This is a genomic window from Acinetobacter sp. 778_lipA (genome assembly GCF_058242985.1).
This window is the reverse complement of record NZ_JBZAYT010000001.1, coordinates 1567470-1586851: the sequence shown is the minus strand read 5'-3', so window position 1 is coordinate 1586851 and position 19382 is coordinate 1567470. Positions and strand designations below refer to the sequence as shown.

At 38.0% G+C, this 19382-nt stretch carries 15 protein-coding genes; 2 read left to right on the top strand and 13 right to left on the bottom strand.

Going from position 1 to position 19382, the window contains the following annotated elements:
- Positions 1–18 precede the first annotated feature (18 nt).
- A complete protein-coding gene (locus tag AC4CUY_RS07365; protein ID WP_490773897.1) occupies positions 19–396 on the bottom strand; it encodes a hypothetical protein in 378 nt (125 codons plus the stop codon).
- 228 nt (positions 397–624) lie between these two features.
- Entirely contained in the window at positions 625–1521 is an 897-nt protein-coding gene (locus AC4CUY_RS07360) for an AraC family transcriptional regulator (RefSeq protein ID WP_490773896.1), read from the bottom strand.
- 201 nt (positions 1522–1722) lie between these two features.
- Here AC4CUY_RS07360 and AC4CUY_RS07355 point away from each other — a divergent pair, with 201 nt between their 5' ends.
- Positions 1723–2418 (top strand): alpha/beta hydrolase, encoded by a 696-nt coding sequence (locus tag AC4CUY_RS07355; RefSeq protein WP_490773895.1) that lies wholly within the window; start codon positions 1723–1725, stop codon positions 2416–2418.
- Positions 2419–2972: 554 nt separating this feature from the next.
- Positions 2973–3947, top strand: coding sequence for an IS110 family RNA-guided transposase (locus AC4CUY_RS07350; RefSeq protein WP_490773894.1), 975 nt, complete (start codon positions 2973–2975; stop codon positions 3945–3947).
- 290 nt (positions 3948–4237) lie between these two features.
- On the opposite strand, the gene AC4CUY_RS07345 is transcribed toward AC4CUY_RS07350, so the two are convergent.
- The 11 genes from AC4CUY_RS07345 to AC4CUY_RS07295 all read right to left on the bottom strand — a co-directional run bounded on the left by AC4CUY_RS07345 (position 4238) and on the right by AC4CUY_RS07295 (position 19246).
- Positions 4238–5728, bottom strand: coding sequence for a surface lipoprotein assembly modifier (locus AC4CUY_RS07345; protein WP_490773893.1), 1491 nt, complete (start codon positions 5726–5728; stop codon positions 4238–4240).
- A gap of 66 nt (positions 5729–5794) precedes the next feature.
- Positions 5795–6553 carry a Slam-dependent surface lipoprotein gene (locus tag AC4CUY_RS07340; RefSeq protein WP_336953251.1) on the bottom strand — a complete coding sequence of 253 codons (759 nt, stop codon included), beginning with the start codon at positions 6551–6553 and terminating at the stop codon, positions 5795–5797.
- Between the two features lie 205 nt (positions 6554–6758).
- Positions 6759–9890 carry a TonB-dependent receptor domain-containing protein gene (locus AC4CUY_RS07335; RefSeq protein ID WP_490773892.1) on the bottom strand — a complete coding sequence of 1044 codons (3132 nt, stop codon included), beginning with the start codon at positions 9888–9890 and terminating at the stop codon, positions 6759–6761.
- 274 nt (positions 9891–10164) lie between these two features.
- Positions 10165–11178, bottom strand: a complete 1014-nt coding sequence (locus tag AC4CUY_RS07330; RefSeq protein WP_490773891.1) for a FecR family protein — start codon at positions 11176–11178, stop codon at positions 10165–10167.
- The gene (locus AC4CUY_RS07325) at positions 11179–11700 is read right to left on the bottom strand and encodes a sigma-70 family RNA polymerase sigma factor (RefSeq protein ID WP_004721334.1); all 522 of its coding nucleotides are present in this window, start codon (positions 11698–11700) and stop codon (positions 11179–11181) included.
- Between the two features lie 283 nt (positions 11701–11983).
- Positions 11984–12460: a Fur family transcriptional regulator gene (locus tag AC4CUY_RS07320; RefSeq protein WP_228135129.1), complete on the bottom strand. Its 477-nt coding sequence runs from the start codon at positions 12458–12460 to the stop codon at positions 11984–11986.
- On the bottom strand, positions 12439–12864 hold the full coding sequence (locus tag AC4CUY_RS07315) for a YbaN family protein (protein ID WP_004721341.1): 426 nt from the start codon (positions 12862–12864) through the stop codon (positions 12439–12441). Before AC4CUY_RS07315 ends, AC4CUY_RS07320 begins: the two co-directional genes overlap by 22 nt.
- A gap of 31 nt (positions 12865–12895) precedes the next feature.
- Positions 12896–13492 carry a biliverdin-producing heme oxygenase gene (locus tag AC4CUY_RS07310; protein WP_004721344.1) on the bottom strand — a complete coding sequence of 199 codons (597 nt, stop codon included), beginning with the start codon at positions 13490–13492 and terminating at the stop codon, positions 12896–12898.
- A 41-nt stretch (positions 13493–13533) separates the two neighbouring features.
- Positions 13534–14391 (bottom strand): energy transducer TonB, encoded by an 858-nt coding sequence (locus tag AC4CUY_RS07305; RefSeq protein WP_419820556.1) that lies wholly within the window; start codon positions 14389–14391, stop codon positions 13534–13536.
- Between the two features lie 497 nt (positions 14392–14888).
- Positions 14889–18005 carry a multidrug efflux RND transporter permease subunit gene (locus AC4CUY_RS07300; RefSeq protein ID WP_490773890.1) on the bottom strand — a complete coding sequence of 1039 codons (3117 nt, stop codon included), beginning with the start codon at positions 18003–18005 and terminating at the stop codon, positions 14889–14891.
- The gene (locus AC4CUY_RS07295) at positions 18002–19246 is read right to left on the bottom strand and encodes an efflux RND transporter periplasmic adaptor subunit (RefSeq protein WP_490773889.1); all 1245 of its coding nucleotides are present in this window, start codon (positions 19244–19246) and stop codon (positions 18002–18004) included. Before AC4CUY_RS07295 ends, AC4CUY_RS07300 begins: the two co-directional genes overlap by 4 nt.
- Between the last annotated feature and the right edge of the window lie 136 nt (positions 19247–19382).

Below are 19382 nucleotides of genomic sequence, written 5' to 3'. Positions count from 1 at the left end.
TTCTATATTTTTTGTAAATTAATCTTTGAGGAGCAAGCCCGTGGTATTGTCTCCATCATTTCCAGTACCGTAATGATCTATACGTCCAGTATCAACTTGCACAGTAGATGTGTTTGCCGCATAGTACTTTTCATGATCGACTAATAATAACCCTGCGGTATTGTCTCCATCATTGCCTGTGCCATAATGTTCAATTCTCGGCTCCTTATTTTGATCAAGCTTTAAATAAGGCACAAGTTTTATTGGCTCTTTCAATAAAAGACCTGACGTATTATCTCCATCGCTACCTGTACCAAAGTGATCAATGCGTATTTCTTGCGTATTTTGATGTGATGCAAAACTTAAACTTGAAACACTACAAAGACCAATAACAGTTAATCTGATTAAAGTTTTCATGTCATTCTTCCCATTGAGATATCATTTCATTCTAGAGGTCGAAACTATACAATTCACGGTCATGGGAATTACATTTATGACATTAACCAATCTTTGTTCATCTTCAATAAAATCTGAAATCTAACCTAAATCTTTAAGTTTTATTGCTGTTCTGGATCAGTTTGGCTAAGTACGATTCAGTGTTAAAAAGCATTTAAAGCATAAAAAGCTACAGTTGATTATCTGTATTTATTGATGACTCTGCATCATTGACGCTCTAAATACTTTCGGTGCGCACCCATATGTTTGTGTAAAGGCACGAGTGAATGCTGCTTGTGAGCTATATCCTACTAATTCAGCAATTTGAAAAATATTTTTGTCTGTCTCTTTTAAAAACTGACTTGCCAGTCTCATCCGCCAATTTTTTAAATATTGAATTGGAGAAACACCGACCTGTTCAACAAATTTTTTAGCAAAACTTGAACGTGATTGATGGGTGGATTGAGCCAAATTTTCTACATCCCATGGATAAGCAGGACGATCATGCAGCAAAAATAATGCTTTACTAATCGTGGGGTCACGTAAAGCAACAATCCAGCTTTTATGTTCAATGGTTGCCTTTGCCAACCAAAACCGTATTGACCACACCAATAAAAGATCGATAATCCTTGAAAGCATCACTTGACTACCAAGGCTAGGATGTTCAAGTTCAAGCTTTATCGCAGCAACAGTCATTGGCACCCATTCTGCAATTTTATCCGTATCATTGTGCGATGGGACATGGATATAGCGAGGCAACCCTTCGATTATGGCTTCGCCATAAATCCCACTAAGTTTAAAAATACAGCTAATCACAGCGGCTGCTTGGTTTTCGGCATCCAACAATTCAATCGTGTGTTCTCCTACTGAAGGTAGAACAATAATATCCCCTGCTTTTAAAACGAGATCTAGGTTAGTGCATGCAACTTTAAGTCTGCATGTCGCCTGCTGAACGATATGGATATATGCATAATCCTGTTTAAAGCTTAACTGTTGTTGATCTGTAAATCGCGCGAAGTCATAGATCTCACCTGATATTTTTGCAAATTGATAAATATCAAAGAATATATCCGTTAAAGCACTTTTTTCTGCATATTCATCTCTCATTTTTTGTCACAATTCCTAAAAAGTGTTTCTGCAAAAACATTGGTGTTTCTGTTATTGTTAAATTGAATTTAAACATGAATAATCGTTTATAGAAGCTTTTTTGAGTATAAAAATTACATTCTGTATATATCCAATCTTTATACAAAAATTCTTCAACCATTTAGCTCAACAAATACAATAGCATTTAGCTAGGAGAGATACATGAGTAATAAACCGACAATTATATTCGTACACGGATTTTGGGGAGGCGCTGCTCATTGGAGTAAAGTCGTAACTGAGCTGTCTCACCGAGGTTATGGATCATTACGTGCAGTAGAACTCCCGCTTAGCTCACTGGCTGAAGATGTTGAACGAACAAGAAAAATGATTGCGCAAGTTAAAGGAGATGTCCTTCTGGTTGGTCACTCATATGGTGGCGCTGTAATTACTGAAGTTGGCAATCAAGCGAATGTCGTAGGCCTGGTTTATATTGCTGCTTTTGCACCTGACTCAAACGAAAGCCCAGGTGGCATTACTCAACAACATTTACCTGAGGCTGCACCAAACTTAGAACCAGACAGTGATGGTTATCTCTGGCTTAAAGCAGATAAATTCCATGAAAGTTTCTGTCAGGATTTAAGTAAAGATGAAGGGTTTGCAATGGGTGTCACCCAAAAAGCGCCAGTAGCAAGCACTTTTGGCGATACGATTTCCACGCCAGCCTGGAAAACGAAACCATCTTGGTATCAAATCTCGACTCAAGACCGAATGATCCACCCTGAAAATCAAAAAGTCATGTCTGCACGCCTAAATGCAAAAAAAGTGATTTCGTTAGATGCAAGCCATGCTTCTTTGGCATCACATCCAAAAGAAATTTCAGACTTGATTGAAGAAGCTCTCAGCTTTCTTGCTCAATAAATGATGAATGAACAGAGGGAATCAAGTGATTTCCTCTATATCTTAGACCCATTTAAAACTTAGATTTATTGAAATTCAATTTGGCTATAGTCAAACCACCTAATCATACATACAAGTGATTTGCATCAAGTCATTGATCATAAATGAAGCTTATGTTTTTGTATGAACTTTTAGAAACTATTGATTATCAATTCGTTTTTCGTATTTTTGAATAATAGATGGTTGTCCTACCGTGGGGCGACATGAATGTCGCCGTTGGGCGGGGGTATATGAGCAAAAATAAAGTACTGCTTTGTTTGCAGCGCAAGAGCCCTGTTAAACGAAAGATTTTTGTCATCTTGTATCTTGTTCTTTGTAGTGATTAGCTATCACTACACGTAAATTGTAGAGTTTGGTTTGTCATCAAAACTTCGAGTTTCCTGAAAAGATTAAACCTACAATTTACACCTAACCACTGACATAAATCTGGACGGTAACTAAGCACTTTGATGCTGCATTCACAAGAAAAGACTGTGGTTTTTTAATATTAATTCAATCAATAATTAGGTGAAGCTATGTTTTATCTTGGCATTGATGTTTCTAAAGCTAAATTCGATTGTTGTTTATTTCTTGATGACTCTAGTGGAAAAATAAAAACTAAATGCTTTTCCAATAGCAATAAAGGATTTCATCAATTGTTATCATGGTTAAATCGTTTTGGTCTTGTTGCTGAAGAAACTAGAGCCTTAATGGAAGCAACATCCGTCTATCATGAAATGTTAGCTCAATTTTTATTTGATTTAAAATTTCAAGTTTGTGTGGCTAACCCAGCCCGTACTCGATATTTTGCTCAAAGTATCTCTAAGCTTAATAAAACTGACAAAATCGATAGTGAAGTATTGGCGCGATTTGCAATGACTGTAGATTTACATTTATGGCAACCCACTCCTGATAATATCCGATTGCTCAATGCTTTATTAGATAGAAGGTCAAGTCTTGCGAACGACTTAAAACGTGAACAAAATCGTTTGGAAAAAGCAAACTCCACTCTAATAGTTGTACCAATTTTAAAGTCTATTAAGACTAATATTAAATCATTAACTCGGCAAATTCAGAATCTAGATACACAAATTCAAAACCATATTGATCAAGATCAAGACCATGAGCTTAAACGTGATCAAAAGCTTCTTGAAAGCATTCCAGCAATTGCTGAGCGTACCAGTTTATTAATGCTTGTTTTTTTACGTGCTCATTCTTTTGAAAAAGCTAGCCAAGCTGCTGCATTTGTGGGTTTAGTTCCCATTCATAGACAATCTGGTAGTTCTGTGCTTGGAAAAAGTCGCTTATCTAAAGCCGGTTCACCTAAAATTCGATCGGGTTTATATATGGCTGCCATTGTTGCAACTCGGTACAATCCTCACATTAAAGAGTTGAGCGAACGGCTCTTAGCGAAAGGGAAAACTAAAATGGTAGCGATTGCTGCTGCTATGCGAAAGTTAATTCATCTTTGCTATGGTGTTCTTAAAAACCAACAACCTTATCAGGCATGAATCCTTAAATAATTTGCTTGACAGTTAAGACGGTATCTTTTCATCTCTGAAAAGTGAGGCATCACCTAGGCAAAGCTATTTAAACTTTGAACATAAAGTGTGGCATTGCAAGCTTTTTTATAATCAAACAATTTATTTTTCCATGAAATTGATTTAATTATAAATATTAATTTCTTGTGTATGAATTTTTTGACAAGTTAACTATATAAATGTCTAAATTAGAATTCAGTAAGAAGACCTCTTTGATATGCTTTCAATTCCTCAAATAGAAATAAAACCTCTACAATATTTTAAAACCGATGCTCCAGCTTTAAACTAACATTATGTTTATCATAAGAATATAGCCACTCTACATTGCTGTTATTTTGATTATATTGATAAGTGAGATTAGGTGTTAAACCATAAAAAACCCAGCGTGGTGCACTTAGAATTAAAGTATAATTTTGTTCAAAATCATGTCGTCTAGCCTCCAACACTGGAGTAAATTTATCAAATTGACGCCAACGAAAAGAACTAAATAAATTTGCGTTAAAACCTGACTCAAAGTTCTTGGAAAGCCCTAAACGTACACCTTGTTGTTGATAAGCCGTAAAATATTGTTCTTGGGTATTATGGTCAACAAAATCCAGTCCGCCAAATAGCGTCCAGTTTTTTGGTAAAATTTTCCAAAAGGTTGAATAGACTGAATATTCCATGCCATCTTGGCCTTTATACTGGGAATAATTTATATCTTTCATTTCGGCTTCTAACTTGACAGCTTTGTCGTTAGAGATAAAACGCATCCACTCACCCCTTAGCCCATAGGCACTATACAGCGAGTCGTGGGCATAGTATTTATGTTCAAATACGGGGGCAATCAAGACTTGATTACGTTCATTGTAATAACTATAACCCGCATTTAAGTTAAAAGTTAATTCATTATAATCAGTCTGCTCTGGATAAACTTGACCATAGAATAATCCACGCAATGCAATGCCATGTTGTCCAGAAAGCGACCATCGTTTAGTTAAGGTGGCTTCATAATCCAAACCTTGCGCACTGATCGCGTCAGGTGTGCCACGCTTTACTTGTTCAATAGGAACGACCTTCTTAGTCTCAGGGTCAATGCCATAATATGTAATGATGTCGTATTTATCGGAAGCATTATTAACATTACTGGCATAACGTGAACCAAAAGCCAATGAACCATGCCATTCATCTCGTTGTTTAAGCCCTTTGATATACATCTCTACGGTTTGACGAACACCTTGGGCAGCGGGATCTGTAGACAGATCCAATTGAGATTGAATCTGCTGAAATAACTGTTGACCTTGCTGATTTTTTTGTTGTTCCGTGTAAACACGAGCCAGTTCAAGTTGAGTCATTAAATTATTAGATTGAATCTCTAAACTGTGTTTTAGTTTACTTTCAGCTAAACTTAAATTTCCCTGCGTGCGTGCCATGACACCCTCAGCAAATTCCGTCAATGCCTGATCATAATTTGGAAAATTTTTATATTTTTCAAGATAACGTAAAGCGACTTGCCATTGTTTTTGCATCACTGCCAAGTAAAGCGCATAAGCAACTTCTGCGGGTTCATCCTTCACCATATATTCCTGACCTTGTATGATTAGATTCGGCAATGCTTGTGTGTTTTTAGGGTCTTCTGATTTGAGTAGTTTCTTATCATTTTGATATTGCTGTTGGCTAATTTCCTGATTTAACCTGATACTGGTATCATCCGCTGCATAAACGCATTGTCCACACTGCAATACGGCACCAAGCAATACTATTTTTTTCATCTATAAACTCACCAAATAGAATAAAAAAGAAAGACTTACCGAAGTAAGCCTTTCTCATTCAAATCATTATTTCTTACCACCAAAAGCTACATCATATGTTCTATTACCAGCAAATGTTGCAATACCTGCTAAGCTGGTTTGACTATTATAGAACTGACCTGAAACATCACCACCAGAAGGACCACCTGTCCAAGATGCATTTGAACCACTAATCGTTGCATCATTATTAATGGTTGCAGTACCTAAATTAAAGGTACGTGAACTATCGCTCAATGAACCCGTTAACTGTTTAGTTGCAAAGTTAGCAGTAAACGTACCTGACAATAAATTAGAGCCATTATAATTATTGACACCTTGAACGCTATAATTTGCAGTACCTGTAGATGGTACGCTGGTATCCGCATCTTTACCGTTGTAATAAACAGTATGTGTCGCTGGATCAGCTGTACCTAGACGCTTACCGCTGGCATCTTTGGCTTCTGCATTCCACTCACCAAACCAAACGTCTTGTGTAGGCACTTGTTTATAGTTGGCATAACCAATTCCAGCATGAGACGCTGGAAGCCCTGGTAAGTACGGACTTAGACGTACCACACCATTGCCATCTGCATAGCCGTTAAACCCTGAAAATGCAACTATTGCACCGTTATAAAGGGTTTTAACACCAAAACCAACACCTGAGTTTGGATGATTTGGCCCAAGTGAACCAGTCGAACCAACCAAAACTTTAGTGCCATCACTCGTCTCACCGACTACGGCCGCTTGTGCAACACCGACTAAACCAACAGATAGTAAAACAGCCAATGAGATAGATTGAAGTTTCATTTTAAGTTCCTCGATATGAGTTTAAGGTTTATCATTAAGAATAAAAATAAAAAACTTAATGATTATCATTTAAAATAAAACATGTGCTGCACTGATTTTAATTTTTCAATTCAAGTGTAAAATCAAGGAGTACAAGTCTTATTCTTACCACACATTTATTGCCCACTAAGTGACAATAAATTCAGTTCATTACCTATAAATTCCTTTAAAACTTATGGCTAATGCTTAGCTTAAATGTTCGACCTGGTGCTGCAATTGCCGAACGAGTTAATGGATCAATATAGAATTCATTAGTGAGATTAGTCCCCACCAATTCAAATAAGGTGTCTTGTTTCAACCGATAATTAATATAAGCATCTAAAATGGTCATTGAATTCCATGCCAAAGGCGTATTCGCGTAATAACTCATCTCTAAATCGTTATAGTTTTTCGTTTCAGGATTTTCATACTTATGGTGATAACTTGCACGCGTTCCGACTTCGAGTTTTTGATCAAAGAATCGCCCACCGAGTGTCAAATTTACTGAATATTTTGGGGTTGCCATACTGACCAAATATCCCCCTACAAATCCATCATCTACACAACGATTTAATGAAAACTGGTGATTCGCTCCTAAAAGCATTGCTGAATTTTCATCACACACTTTATTCTTAAAACGATAATTGGCACTTAAGTCAGTAAAGAAACGCCCATTGTCAAAACGACTTTGCAGTTCCAAGCCTTCTGTAGTAAGACTATCGATATTACTAAATGCTAAAGTTGGACTACGCTCAATCGCATTCTTAGTTTTGTTATAGTAATAAGCCAATTTAATATCTGCATAGCTGCTGTTTTTAAATAACTCTGATAAATTATGAACGTAGGCAAGTTCATAATTCGATGCATGCTCTGGTTCTAACTTATAACCACTTAAGGTTCCAGAAAACCCGAGCGTACTTTCAAACATACTTGGCATTCTATACGCTTCGCTATAGCGCAAATACATTCGACTATTTGGGCTAAAGTTTACCGTTGCTGAAGCTGTCGGTGTCCAACCATGATCTTTGCTTTTTTGCACACCTGTTTTGGTTAAATCAATATCTTCATAACCGCTTGGAGTGCCATCCGTATAATATCCATAATCCCTACCCTCCACCAAAGTACCATTTAAAAATGGATTATTGGCAATGGTTAATTTTCCACGACTATCCTTTTTATATTCGATCGTATTCTGTTTAGCGTATAGACTTCTTTTTAATTCCTGTTGCTTATATTCTTCCGTCCACCCCTGAGCCAAAGCTTCTGCATCAAACATTTCTCTTAATTGTTGTTCTCGTGCAGGGGTCATATTTGCTCTTTTTGTATAATAAGTCATGTTTAATGCTGTGGCTTTTTTAATCAGGCTGAATTGAGGATCACCCGCATTGACTCGTTCATTGAGAAAATCATCAAATGCCCAATAATTTTGATATCTTGCACCTGCACTTAAATTCAGCCATGAGATAGGTTGGTAGTCAACGTTAAAATTAAACTCTTTCTCTTCTCGTTCGCCTGCTCGCGGTAGCATCCTATAGCCCAAATTTGTTCCGTTAATATTCGGATCTTTATAAATATCATCTGAACTGAGTTTTTCTTTTTGAAAACTTCCCCCTACTGTTAAGCCCAGATTAGACAGCAATTTAAACTTATTACTCAAGGTCATTCCTTGGCGGGTGTTGTCTGAGTTTGCAGTAGCACTGTTCACAAAAACACCTAAGTTTGTATTGGTATCATTGGGAAATCCACCTGAACTATAGGTATGACTCTTGGTATCTGTTCGCCAAATATTGCCGTAAAAATCGACTAAATTGTTGTTTTTAGGTTGATATTTGTATTCCATATTATAGGCTTTAGAGTCGATATGACTTAAAGGCCATTGCGGTACCCCTGCTTTATTTTTTACCAGCTCACCCCAAGCAATTCGCGAAGGCAGAATTTCTCCATTGGTAATTGAACTATCTCGATAACCAAACTCTAAACGCTGTTCATCTGTTGGTTTCCATGTCGCTTTCAACAAATAAGATTCAGTTTCCAGGGATGTATTGGGAACTTCTGTGCCTCCTGGATAAACTTTGGCAAGATATGGAACGTAATTAAATCGTCCCGTAGCAGGTTTATCATAAAAATCACTGCCATTTTTTCCAGCAAAATGATTGCCCTTATTACGGTAAGCATACGCAGCCAAAACTTCAAAATTATCACTACGTCCCGCCAAAGCGATACGTGTAGCGACATCATCGCCTGAATAAATATTGTTCTCTTTATTTTGCCGTGCTACTTTAAATAAGGATGGATCATAATAAGGTTCGAACATTGGATTGCCTTGCCAATCCTTTCCTATCGCTGGATAATTTGGATTATCATAAATGCTTTGACCTGTGAGTAATTGAGGTTCTCGAGGTTTCACCGCATTACTACTGGTTTCTACTTTTATTTCTCCACCAAAATTTTTGTCCTCTTTTAAAACATCATCTACAGCCAAAGTATGAATAACCACTGCACCACCCACACCTGTATTTACATTACGGGTGATGGAAGGTCCTTTGATGACTTGTAGCCCACCGATTAAATTAGGGTCAATATAACTACGGTTATTTGCACCGTTATAACCACGCCATACTGTCAGTGCCTGCTCTGTCCCATCAATAAGCACTGGAACTCGTCCTGGTCCTTGAACACCACGGATACTTGGATCTAAAGCACCACTGTTTCGGGCATCACCACTGTATACTCCGACCATTCCCTTGAATAAGTCTGCTGGCTGAGCACCTTTATATCGTTCTATTTGCTCTTTGCTGGCATAGACGCTAGAAATATCTTGATCATAAACATCATTCTGCCCTTTTGTATCGCGACTGACGGTGCCAAAAACAGTCATTGGGCTAAGTTGTACGACATTTTCTTGATCTGATATCATAGGCTGAGATTGTACTGGTATGGGGCTAATTTCAGCTTTATCCACATGCTTCAATATATAGCCATTTCCAACTTTCACCACAGTAAACTCGGTTGCTGCTAAAATATGTTGAAAGCCGTTTTCTAGATTAAATTGTCCGCTTAAACCTAAACTACTTTTACCTTTGAGCTGATTTGCATCAATTGCAATCGAGGTACCCGCTTGCTCAGCAAAGGTATTTAAAACACTGGCAAGTGAACCCGCTGGAATATGATATGACTGCGTTTCTGTACTGAGCGCATAAGTGCTTTGTGTCGCGAATGTTGTTGCCACACCAACACAAACGACATGAATCGCCAATGCCAATGATGTCACTTTGAAAGAATATTTTGGATGCTTTTGACCGCAAACAGCTTCACTCATTTTACGCCTCAGTAAATGTAAATAAGAATCATTCAATATATTAAATTAAATGTATTCCTAATATTTGCTTCTACTTACTATGACGTACAAGAATTGAAAAAGTGGAACCGTTTATTCAAAATAAATTTAAATTATCTATCTTTTATTTTCACAAAATTATTATTTGTCATATTTATCAATCATTTTTAAAAACGATATGAATTTTATCCTAAAATTTTAGGTCTAATTTAAAGCTAAACAGCATGATTCAAACCAAGTGCTTAAATCATGCTGTTTATTGCAAAGTCACAACTGTGAAATATGGGGTGATTTGATAGACATTTAACTGAGGGAACACACTGCTTAATAGTTGCAAGGCGCTTTCGGTATGATCTAAAGGCAATACAGCATTGACCTTAATTTGCTCTAACTTGGTAGCGTTAAATATAATTTTTTCTTTACTATTTCGATTCAACTCATTTAGCACTTTTGACAAAGACATATTTTCAACAATCAAATGCCGTTGATTCCATTTCTGCTGTTCATTGTATAAATTAAAAGTATGTATAGGTTGTATACCATTTCGATCAAGTATGACTTCTTGCCCTGCTGTCACAATCACAGAAGATGCTTTGGTTTGATCTTCGTCTTGTTTCGAGGACTGCACTTTCACTTTGGAATGTAGCATTTTAAGCCCAGTCGCGTCTGGCTGATATTGAACACTAAATGCAGTTCCCAATGCTTCAATTTGACCATGTTGGGTTTTGACAATAAAAGGACGGGTTTTGTCTTTGGCCACATCTACAAATATTTCCCCTTGAACCAACTCCACAACACGCTGATTTGCTGAGAAGTCTAGATTAACCGCACTCTGACCACTGAGTTTAAGTTGTGAACCATCTGCTAAAGTTTGGGTTGCCCATTCTCCCGCATGATTTTTAATATTAGCGGTTAGATATGACACTGGATGATAAATAAAATAACTATAAATACCCCCTACACAACACAATATCACCGTTAAAATTCCACCATAGCGCATATTTTTTTGCTTACGGGCACTATGTAAACCTGTTTTTAAGACAGATTGGGTCATTTTCTGTTGTTGTGGATTCTGTACCAATTTTTGAATCGAAGTAATATATTGCTCGATATCTTGAGCAATTTTTTGGCGTTGTGGACTCTTGCTTTTCCAAGCATCAAAATCTGATTGCGCTGTTCTTTTGAGTAAATCATCATCGCTACTCAGCAGCACAATCCATTCCGCTGCTTCTTCGATTAATTTTTGCTTACTCTTCTCTTCTTCAATCATTTACTCAAACAAATCCTTCTCTTGTTTCAGTGCGTAGCATTGCACAAGGCAAGTTGCTAGATATTTTTGAATCATCTTGGTTGAAACACCAATGATTTCTGCAATTTCTTTATGGGTTAAACCTTCAAAATAATGGAGCACAAAAGCTTGTTGTGCTTTTTCAGAGACGCGTATCAAAGCCTGACAAATCTGGTCAATCGCTTGAACAACTTGAAGCTGATCTTCTGGTGAAGGAATTGTATCCAGCATATATTCCATCTGGCTTAATTCATTCAGATAGGCTTGCTCTATGCGCTTACGGCGTACCTGATCAATCATTAAATTTCTGGCAATAGTCACCAGATATGCACGAGGTTCTTTTACTCCAAAAAGTTCATCACGCGTTTGCAGAATTTTAATAAACGTATCTTGTACCAAATCTGCGGCTTGCTCACTATTGCCTACTTTTTTTCTAAGCCATTGATGCAACCAAGATTGGTGATTACGGTACAATTGATCTACAAATGCAGGATTTTTGTTCACAATAGGATCAACTCTTTGATGGTCTTTTAAATGATAATAATTATCATTTAAATGTCAAGACACCCTGAGAGAAAATCCCCGTATATATGATTATTTTTTAGTTTATGTACATCCTTATTTTCTATTTGATCATTTAATGTACTTAAAAATAAAGCTAAATTATCAATCGTTAATACACATTGAACCTCAATATCTTGGTTATCATTCAGTGTAAATTCCGATTTATTATTTAATTTTATGGATATTTTTATCATAAAATAATCTTCCCCTTTGACATGTTGTTTTAATGACTACAATAAGGACAAGAGGGTTTTTCTATAACCAGATGATATGAACTTGCACCATGTTCTAAAATAAGTCCTCGAATTTGCTGCTCTAAAGCCTCATCATTAATTTGTTGCAACTGACTACACTTTTTACAATATATTCTCATATTGGTTTGACTTCCCTTGAATGAATATAATGCTTGTTCACTGCCCAGCTTAAATTTAACCAACAATCCTGCTTTAACAAGCTGTTTCAGGGTTTGATAGACACCAGCAAAAGATAATTTTTTCACTTTTAAATCTGGACTATACAAAATTTCGGCTGCTGTCAGCTCTCGTTGTGCATTTCTTAAAATATTCAGTACAGTTAATCGTGTTGTGGTTACTTTTAAATTTGCTTGCAACAGCAAGCGTTTAAGTTCTTCAGTATTTTTATAATATTCAAAGATTTCCATCCTGAGATTATCCTCATTTATGCTTTTAACCACATCCACAATTGCACACAAACCATCATCAAAACAATGGTCCCTACTGCCCATGGATGAGGCACAGTCCAAATTAAAATGCCAGCAGCCACACTCATACTGGCCAAAGAAAATAGTTTTACTTTTACGGGCAAAGTTCGTTTGAGTTGCCATTGCTGTAAAATCGGAGCAATGACTTTATTATTAACAATCCACTGATGCATTCGTTGCGAACCCTTTGCAGCAAACAACGTTGCCAAAAAATAAAAATCAAACGTAGGCAAACCAGGAACCACCAAACCGATCGTCCCTAAGACCAGACATAACCCCGCCAGTGCAATACAGATCCAGCGAACCAACCATGACTTCGCAAGTCTCGGCTCCGACATAGAAATACTGGTATTTAGATTGGTCTCTGACCCCGTTTGCTTCATTGCTTGATTTCCTTTATCCATCATCAATTATTTATTTCAGTGTTTTTAATTGTGCTAAAAGTTCACCAAAACGATGAAAGCCTTGCATAGCCCCCTCAATAATCAATTGCTGTTCCTCTAAACTAAAATTTGCATCATCTAGGGTTTGCTTGAAACGCTTCCACACTAAACCACGCCCCTCTGGATATGCTGCTAAGTTACGTGCAGCAAAATCAGCATTAAAGCCAAATCTAGCCTGAGCCTCTTTGAGTAAAAATGCTGCGCCTAAGGTTGAACCTTCTGAAACATAAATCCAGCCCAAAGATTGTGGAAAACTAATTTCATCGGTTGCAATACCCTGCTGCTGAGGCGTTAAACCTAAATCAGCCAAGTCTTGTAAAGCTGCATCGGAACGCCCACGCACATCTAAATCGGGAATCAATTGTTCAACCTGTGAATCTTGATAAAGATGTTCAACATCTTTCTGAAAATAATATTGCGACAGGGTGAATTGCGCATAATTTTCTTTACTCTCAAACGCGCCTGATTGCTGCATCAAGATTTCCATACGTTCATGCTCTGCCAGTGTTTCTTGTTTCAAGCGTTGCATTAAACTACTGCTGATCACTTTTTCTGTTGATGCGTTCATAAAAACTCCTAAATAAACCTTTTCATTGTTTAATGATCCAATCAGCGATTACGACCAAGCTTAAGCTGAATGGGAAAATCCACCACGATTGCCAATGCTTCACCATTGACAATATGTGGTTTAAATTTTGCTTTTTGTGCAGCTTGTATAGCTCTTTCGTCCAAACTACTCATGCCTGAGCTTTGCTTTACTCTGACATCTATCGGCTGCCCTTGTGGATTGATTTTGATGGTGAGAACCAACAAGCGCTGCTGGTTTTGCAATTCGCGATCATCGTAATTAAGCTTGCCAAAGCTGAGTACATCGACCCGACTCACGGGAAGCGGTTGCTGTGGTTGAGAAGTAGAGGCAGCGTTTTGTTCTTTTTTATTGTCTTTGCCTGCTTCACCGCCTGCACGTTTGGCTATCTCATTTGACTGACCTGTAACAGTCTGTTCACTATTCGTAGATGATTTCGTTTCCGTAAATGTTTGTGTTGACTGACGATTTGATTCAGATTTACTTTCCGTCTGTTGATCGGTTGGTTTTTTTTCTTGTGCTTTTGTTGTCTGTTGTGTTGTTTGATCCATCTTCAACTTTTTTGACTCAGTACTGTGTATCACTTTTACCTGTTGTTGATGTTGTACCGCTGTTGCTACTGTAGATTGAGGCTGTGCTTTTGATTGCGTTGCAGCTTGCTCTGATGCCTTCTGCAGCTTGGTACTGCTCTGTTGTACAACATCGGTTTTGTTCAAGCTGATAAAACGAATTTGAATCGCATTTTCAACTGAATGTGATTCAATACGAACATCTGTTTTTAAATAAGACAAAGACCATAACAACAATATATGACTGATCACTACCCCACAAAGCGTAGAGTATTTTTGCTTATCATTTGAAGCGAGAATTACAGCAGACATAGGCTTAGATACAGCGCAAATAAATGTAGCGCATTTGCTGAGTGCTGAATAAGACCCTATGCTTTTCTTGTCTGCTCAATCTATTGTATTGCGTTGTACTGTTCATGAGTCCTTCCTGCTTCGTCTATCAGATCAATTGCTGTGAATTAAAAAACACTGCCTTTATCTATATAGACGAATGAGAAGGCAAAAATGCCTAATGAGAAATGTAATTAAATGTAAATAAGAATGGTTTAGAAGAGGCAATTTGACGATAAAACAGTGGGCCACTGAACGTATTTATTTAAATGAAAAAAATAAACTTATATAAATAATGCAGTTAAAACAACTGACCCGTATATCTAAAAAAAACTATAAGAGATAAAAATAATAGGAAGAAAAATTAGGTCATCTAAATAAATGCATATCATAAATGCAATGGATGGCTTAGAAATATTGTAGAGGACAAATACTTCATCCTCTACAAAACACAAAACTACAAGCTTAACGCAGAGCGCTTAAGGCAGTTTTCCTACAGATAAAGCTTTACCACGTAATTTCTCAACTGCGCTGAGAATAAACACAAAAAATACTGGGACAAAAAAGATTGCAAGTATCGTCGCACTGACCATACCACCAAAAACCCCTGTACCAATCGCATGCTGAGTTTCAGAACTTGCACCTGTAGCAATCACCAATGGAATCACGCCAGCGGTAAAAGCCAAGGATGTCATCAAGATCGGTCTTAAACGAAGTTTAGCAGCTGCGACAGTGGCTTCGATCAAAGTCATTCCCTCTTCTTTGAGCATTTTGGCAAATTCAACAATCAAAATGGCATTTTTTGCAGATAATCCAATGATGGTAATTAAACCCACTTTAAAGAAAATATCATTGGGAATCCCTCGAATCCATACTGCAACCACTGCACCAATCATACCTAAAGGTACAACCAGCATCACCGACAGTGGAATCGACCAGCTTTCATAGAGTGCAGCAAGGACTAGGAAGACCACTAACATTGACAATGCCAATAAGAAATTGGTTTGCGCTTCTGACTGTTTTTCCTCCAAGGATTGCCCGGTCCACTCATAACCAATGCCTTGTGGTAATTGCTCAATCAGTCGCTCCATTTCCTTCATCACTTCCCCTGAAGAAATCCCTTCTGCGCCTGCCCCTGCAATACTCAATGATGGTCGTCCATTATAGCGATTGTATTGCTGCGGAGACTGTGTCCACACAGGTGTTACAATCTCAGACAGTTTAACCAGTGCTCCAGTCTTGTTAACCACATTCAAATTTAAAATATCAGTGACTTTCATCCGTGAATCGGCATCAACTTGAACAATCACTTGCTGCATTCGTCCTTGATTTGGAAAATCATTGACATACATTGAGCCCATTGAAGATGAAATGGTATCTGTCACATCAGCAAAATTCACACCTAAAGCTTCTGCCTTATTGCGATCAATTTTTAAATCGACATTACTACCTGGTGGTAAACCCTCTGGATAAACATAAGCCAGTTTTTTACTGGTTGCTGCAAGACTGATCAACTGCGCTTGTGCCTCATTCAAAGCTTGCATTCCAAGGTTACCGCGATCTTGTAAACGTAAAGTAAAGCCCGAAGTTGTTCCCATTTCTTCAATTGCAGGCGGTAAAACAGACATAATCGTACCTTCTGCACTTTCTGCCATGGCCGCATTTACAGCGTTAACCTCATCTGCAGCGGAGGTATTTCTGTATTTGAAATCTTTTAAATTTGTAAAGGCTATGGCAGTGTTATTGCCAGAACCACTAAAGCCAAACCCGAGTACAGAGACATTTTCTTTAATACTTTCTCTGCTTTTTAAATGTTCCTCAAACGATTTTACAATGGTCAATGTACGCTCTTGACTGGCATCTGCAGGCAATTGAAATGAGGTAATAAATGAGCCTTGGTCTTCTTCAGGTAAAAAAGCGGTTGGGATCGATTTAAATGCAAATAATAAGAAACCTGTCAGGACAAAAAATACAATCATCACAGTAAAAATGTGTTTCAACAATTTCACTAAAATTGCTTCATACTTTTTATTGACGCGGTCAAAAAAGCGATCAAACCACGCAAAGAAGCCCTTTTTCTGATGATTTACTTCAATCGGTTTTAACAAGGTTGCACAAAGTGCAGGGGTTAAAGTCAGTGCTAAAAATGCTGAGAAAGCAATGGATACCGCCATCGTCACTGTAAATTGTCTATAGATAATCCCGACCGAACCACTGGCAAAGGCCATCGGTAAAAATACCGCCACCAGTACCAAGGTTATCCCGATGATTGGACTGGTTATTTCTTGCATTGCTTTAGAGGTAGCATCAACAGGAGATAAGCCTTCCGTTGCCATGATGCGTTCCACATTTTCAATCACCACAATCGCATCATCGACAATAATACCGATAGCTAAAACCATACCAAACATGGTTAAAACATTGACCGAGAAACCACTGATCAGCATCACCGCAAATGTACCTAAAAGTGCAATCGGTGCAACAATTGAAGGAATCAAGGTGTAACGAATGTTATGTAAAAATAAATACATAACAAGGAAAACCAACACCATTGCTTCTAGCAAAGTCATGATTACTTTTTCAATCGAAATCTTAACAAACGGTGCAGTATCATAAGGAATTGAATATTGCATTCCCTTTGGTAAAACCTTGCTCAGCTCCTCAACTTTTGCTTTGACCGCTTCAGAGGTCTTGACTGCATTACCACCTGGGCTCATTTGAATCGCCAAAGCGGTTGCTGGCTTTCCATTTTCTAAAATAGAAAAACTATAGGTTTGCGCCCCAAGCTCCACCCGTGCAACATCTTTAAGTGTGACTTGTGCGCCACTCTGGTTGGCACGCAAAGTAATATTTTGAAATTCTGCAACTGTACTTAACTGCCCTTCAGCCGTTAATGGCAGTGTAATCATCTGTCCTTGGACCGCAGGCAAACTCCCGACACTTCCCGGAGATATCGGCGTATTTTGTGCTTGAATGGCATTTGTGACATCTTTAATCGACAACTGATAAGACACCAGTTTGTTTGGATCTATCCAAATACGCATGGCTTTTTCAGATCCAAAGGATTGGATACGACCGACTCCTTCAACTCGTTTTAATTCTTCAACCACATTTCGAACCAAATAATCACTTAAATCAATTTCTTTAAATTGATCATTTGGTGAGTTGATTCCGACCATCATCAGAAATCCAGAGGATGCCGCTTCAACAATTAGGCCTTGCTGTCTAACAGATTGTGGCAATCTCGGTTCGATAGACTTTAATTTATTTTGCACATCCACCTGAGCCAACTCTGGATCAGTCCCCGGTTTAAATGTGGCAGTGATACTCGCTTGACCACTGGCATCAGAGGTGGCGCTGTAATAAAGTAAATTCTTTACTCCCGATAACTCTCTCTCAATCAAGGTGACAACACTATCATTCAAGGTTTCTGGTGTTGCTCCCGGATAAGTTGCATAGATGCTAATCGAAGGTGGTGCAACTGAAGGAAAACGTGAAATCGGCAACTTTGGAATACTTAAGACACCAAACAGAATAATAAAAAGTGCAATCACCCAAGCAAAGATTGGCCGTTTAATAAAGAACTGCGATATCATAATTTTTCTCCTGTATTCGGAGAAGACTGACCTGCCGTGCTTTGATCACTGCCCTTATTTTGCGTTTGTAAAGTCCCAACATCGGTTGTGTATTGCGACTTCCACTGGGTTATTTTTAAAGGCTGTTCTGGCTGTTGAATTCGATCATGTCCCTCAACAATGACTTTTTCACCTGCTTTAATTCCACTATTCACCACATAGAAACCTTTGTATAACTGTCCTAAACTTACTGGACGTGTTTCTGCAGTCTGATTTACTTTTACAATCATCAGTTGTGCTTGACCTGAAATATCTCTTTGCACGGCTTGTTCTGGGACAAGTAAGGCATTGGGTTGTGATGCTCTGTTTAAACCAACTCTGACATACATCCCTGGCAATAATTTCCGTTGAGGGTTATTTACTTCAACACGGATGGTGACATCACCCGTATTAGGATCTACGCTGGTATCTGAGAATAAAATCTTTCCAGTCACTGGATATAATTTACCCTGACTATTGGATATGCTGACCTCAGCACCGCCACGTTGTAACAACGAACCATCACTCAAACGATCTTGCAATTGCTCATATTCAGAGATTGATTGTTTAACATCAACATAGACTTTATCTAACTGATGCACCAAAGCCATTGGATTGGTATCGCTGCTGCTGACCAATGCACCTTCGGTTACCAGCAACTTACCAATTTGACCTGAAATCGGGGCGCGTACAGTCGCATAGCGTAAGTTTAAATTTTGTCGTGCCAATGCCGCCTTGGTTTGAGCAACTTCGGCCAAAGCCTGTTGATAAGCAGCTTCCGTATTATTAAATTCCTGTTTACTAATTGCGTTGGAAGGAAGCAGTTGTCGATATCGCTCTTGTTGCGTTTTTAGACGCACCACTTCGGCCTGTGCTTTTGCCAATAAAGCCTGATTACTATTGACATCTGCTTGAAGAATTTCCGAATTGATTTTAAATAAGGGTTGTCCAGCCTTAACTTCACTGCCTTGGGTAAACAACACCTTTTCAATAATTCCACCAACTTGTGGGCGAATTTCTGAAATTCGAAAGGCTTGTACACGTGCAGGTAAATTTTCAATCAAATGAATATTTTGCTGTTGAACGGTATAAATACTGACTTTGGCTGGCGCTACCTGCTGTGCTTGTTCTGCTTCAGTATTTCCTGAGCGATTACATCCAGTTAACGCACTCCCACTTAAAAAAAACAATAAAATAATAAAAAAATAAGGCTTAGGCATCATCTGCACCCAGAGTTCTAGATATGACGATTATTGGCAATATTTGTGTACTTAGCGTCACTAAAGTGTGGAGATTGTGTGGATATAGCCACTAAAAATAAATTATGATGGTTCTATATCCATTTTAAAGTATCCAGCA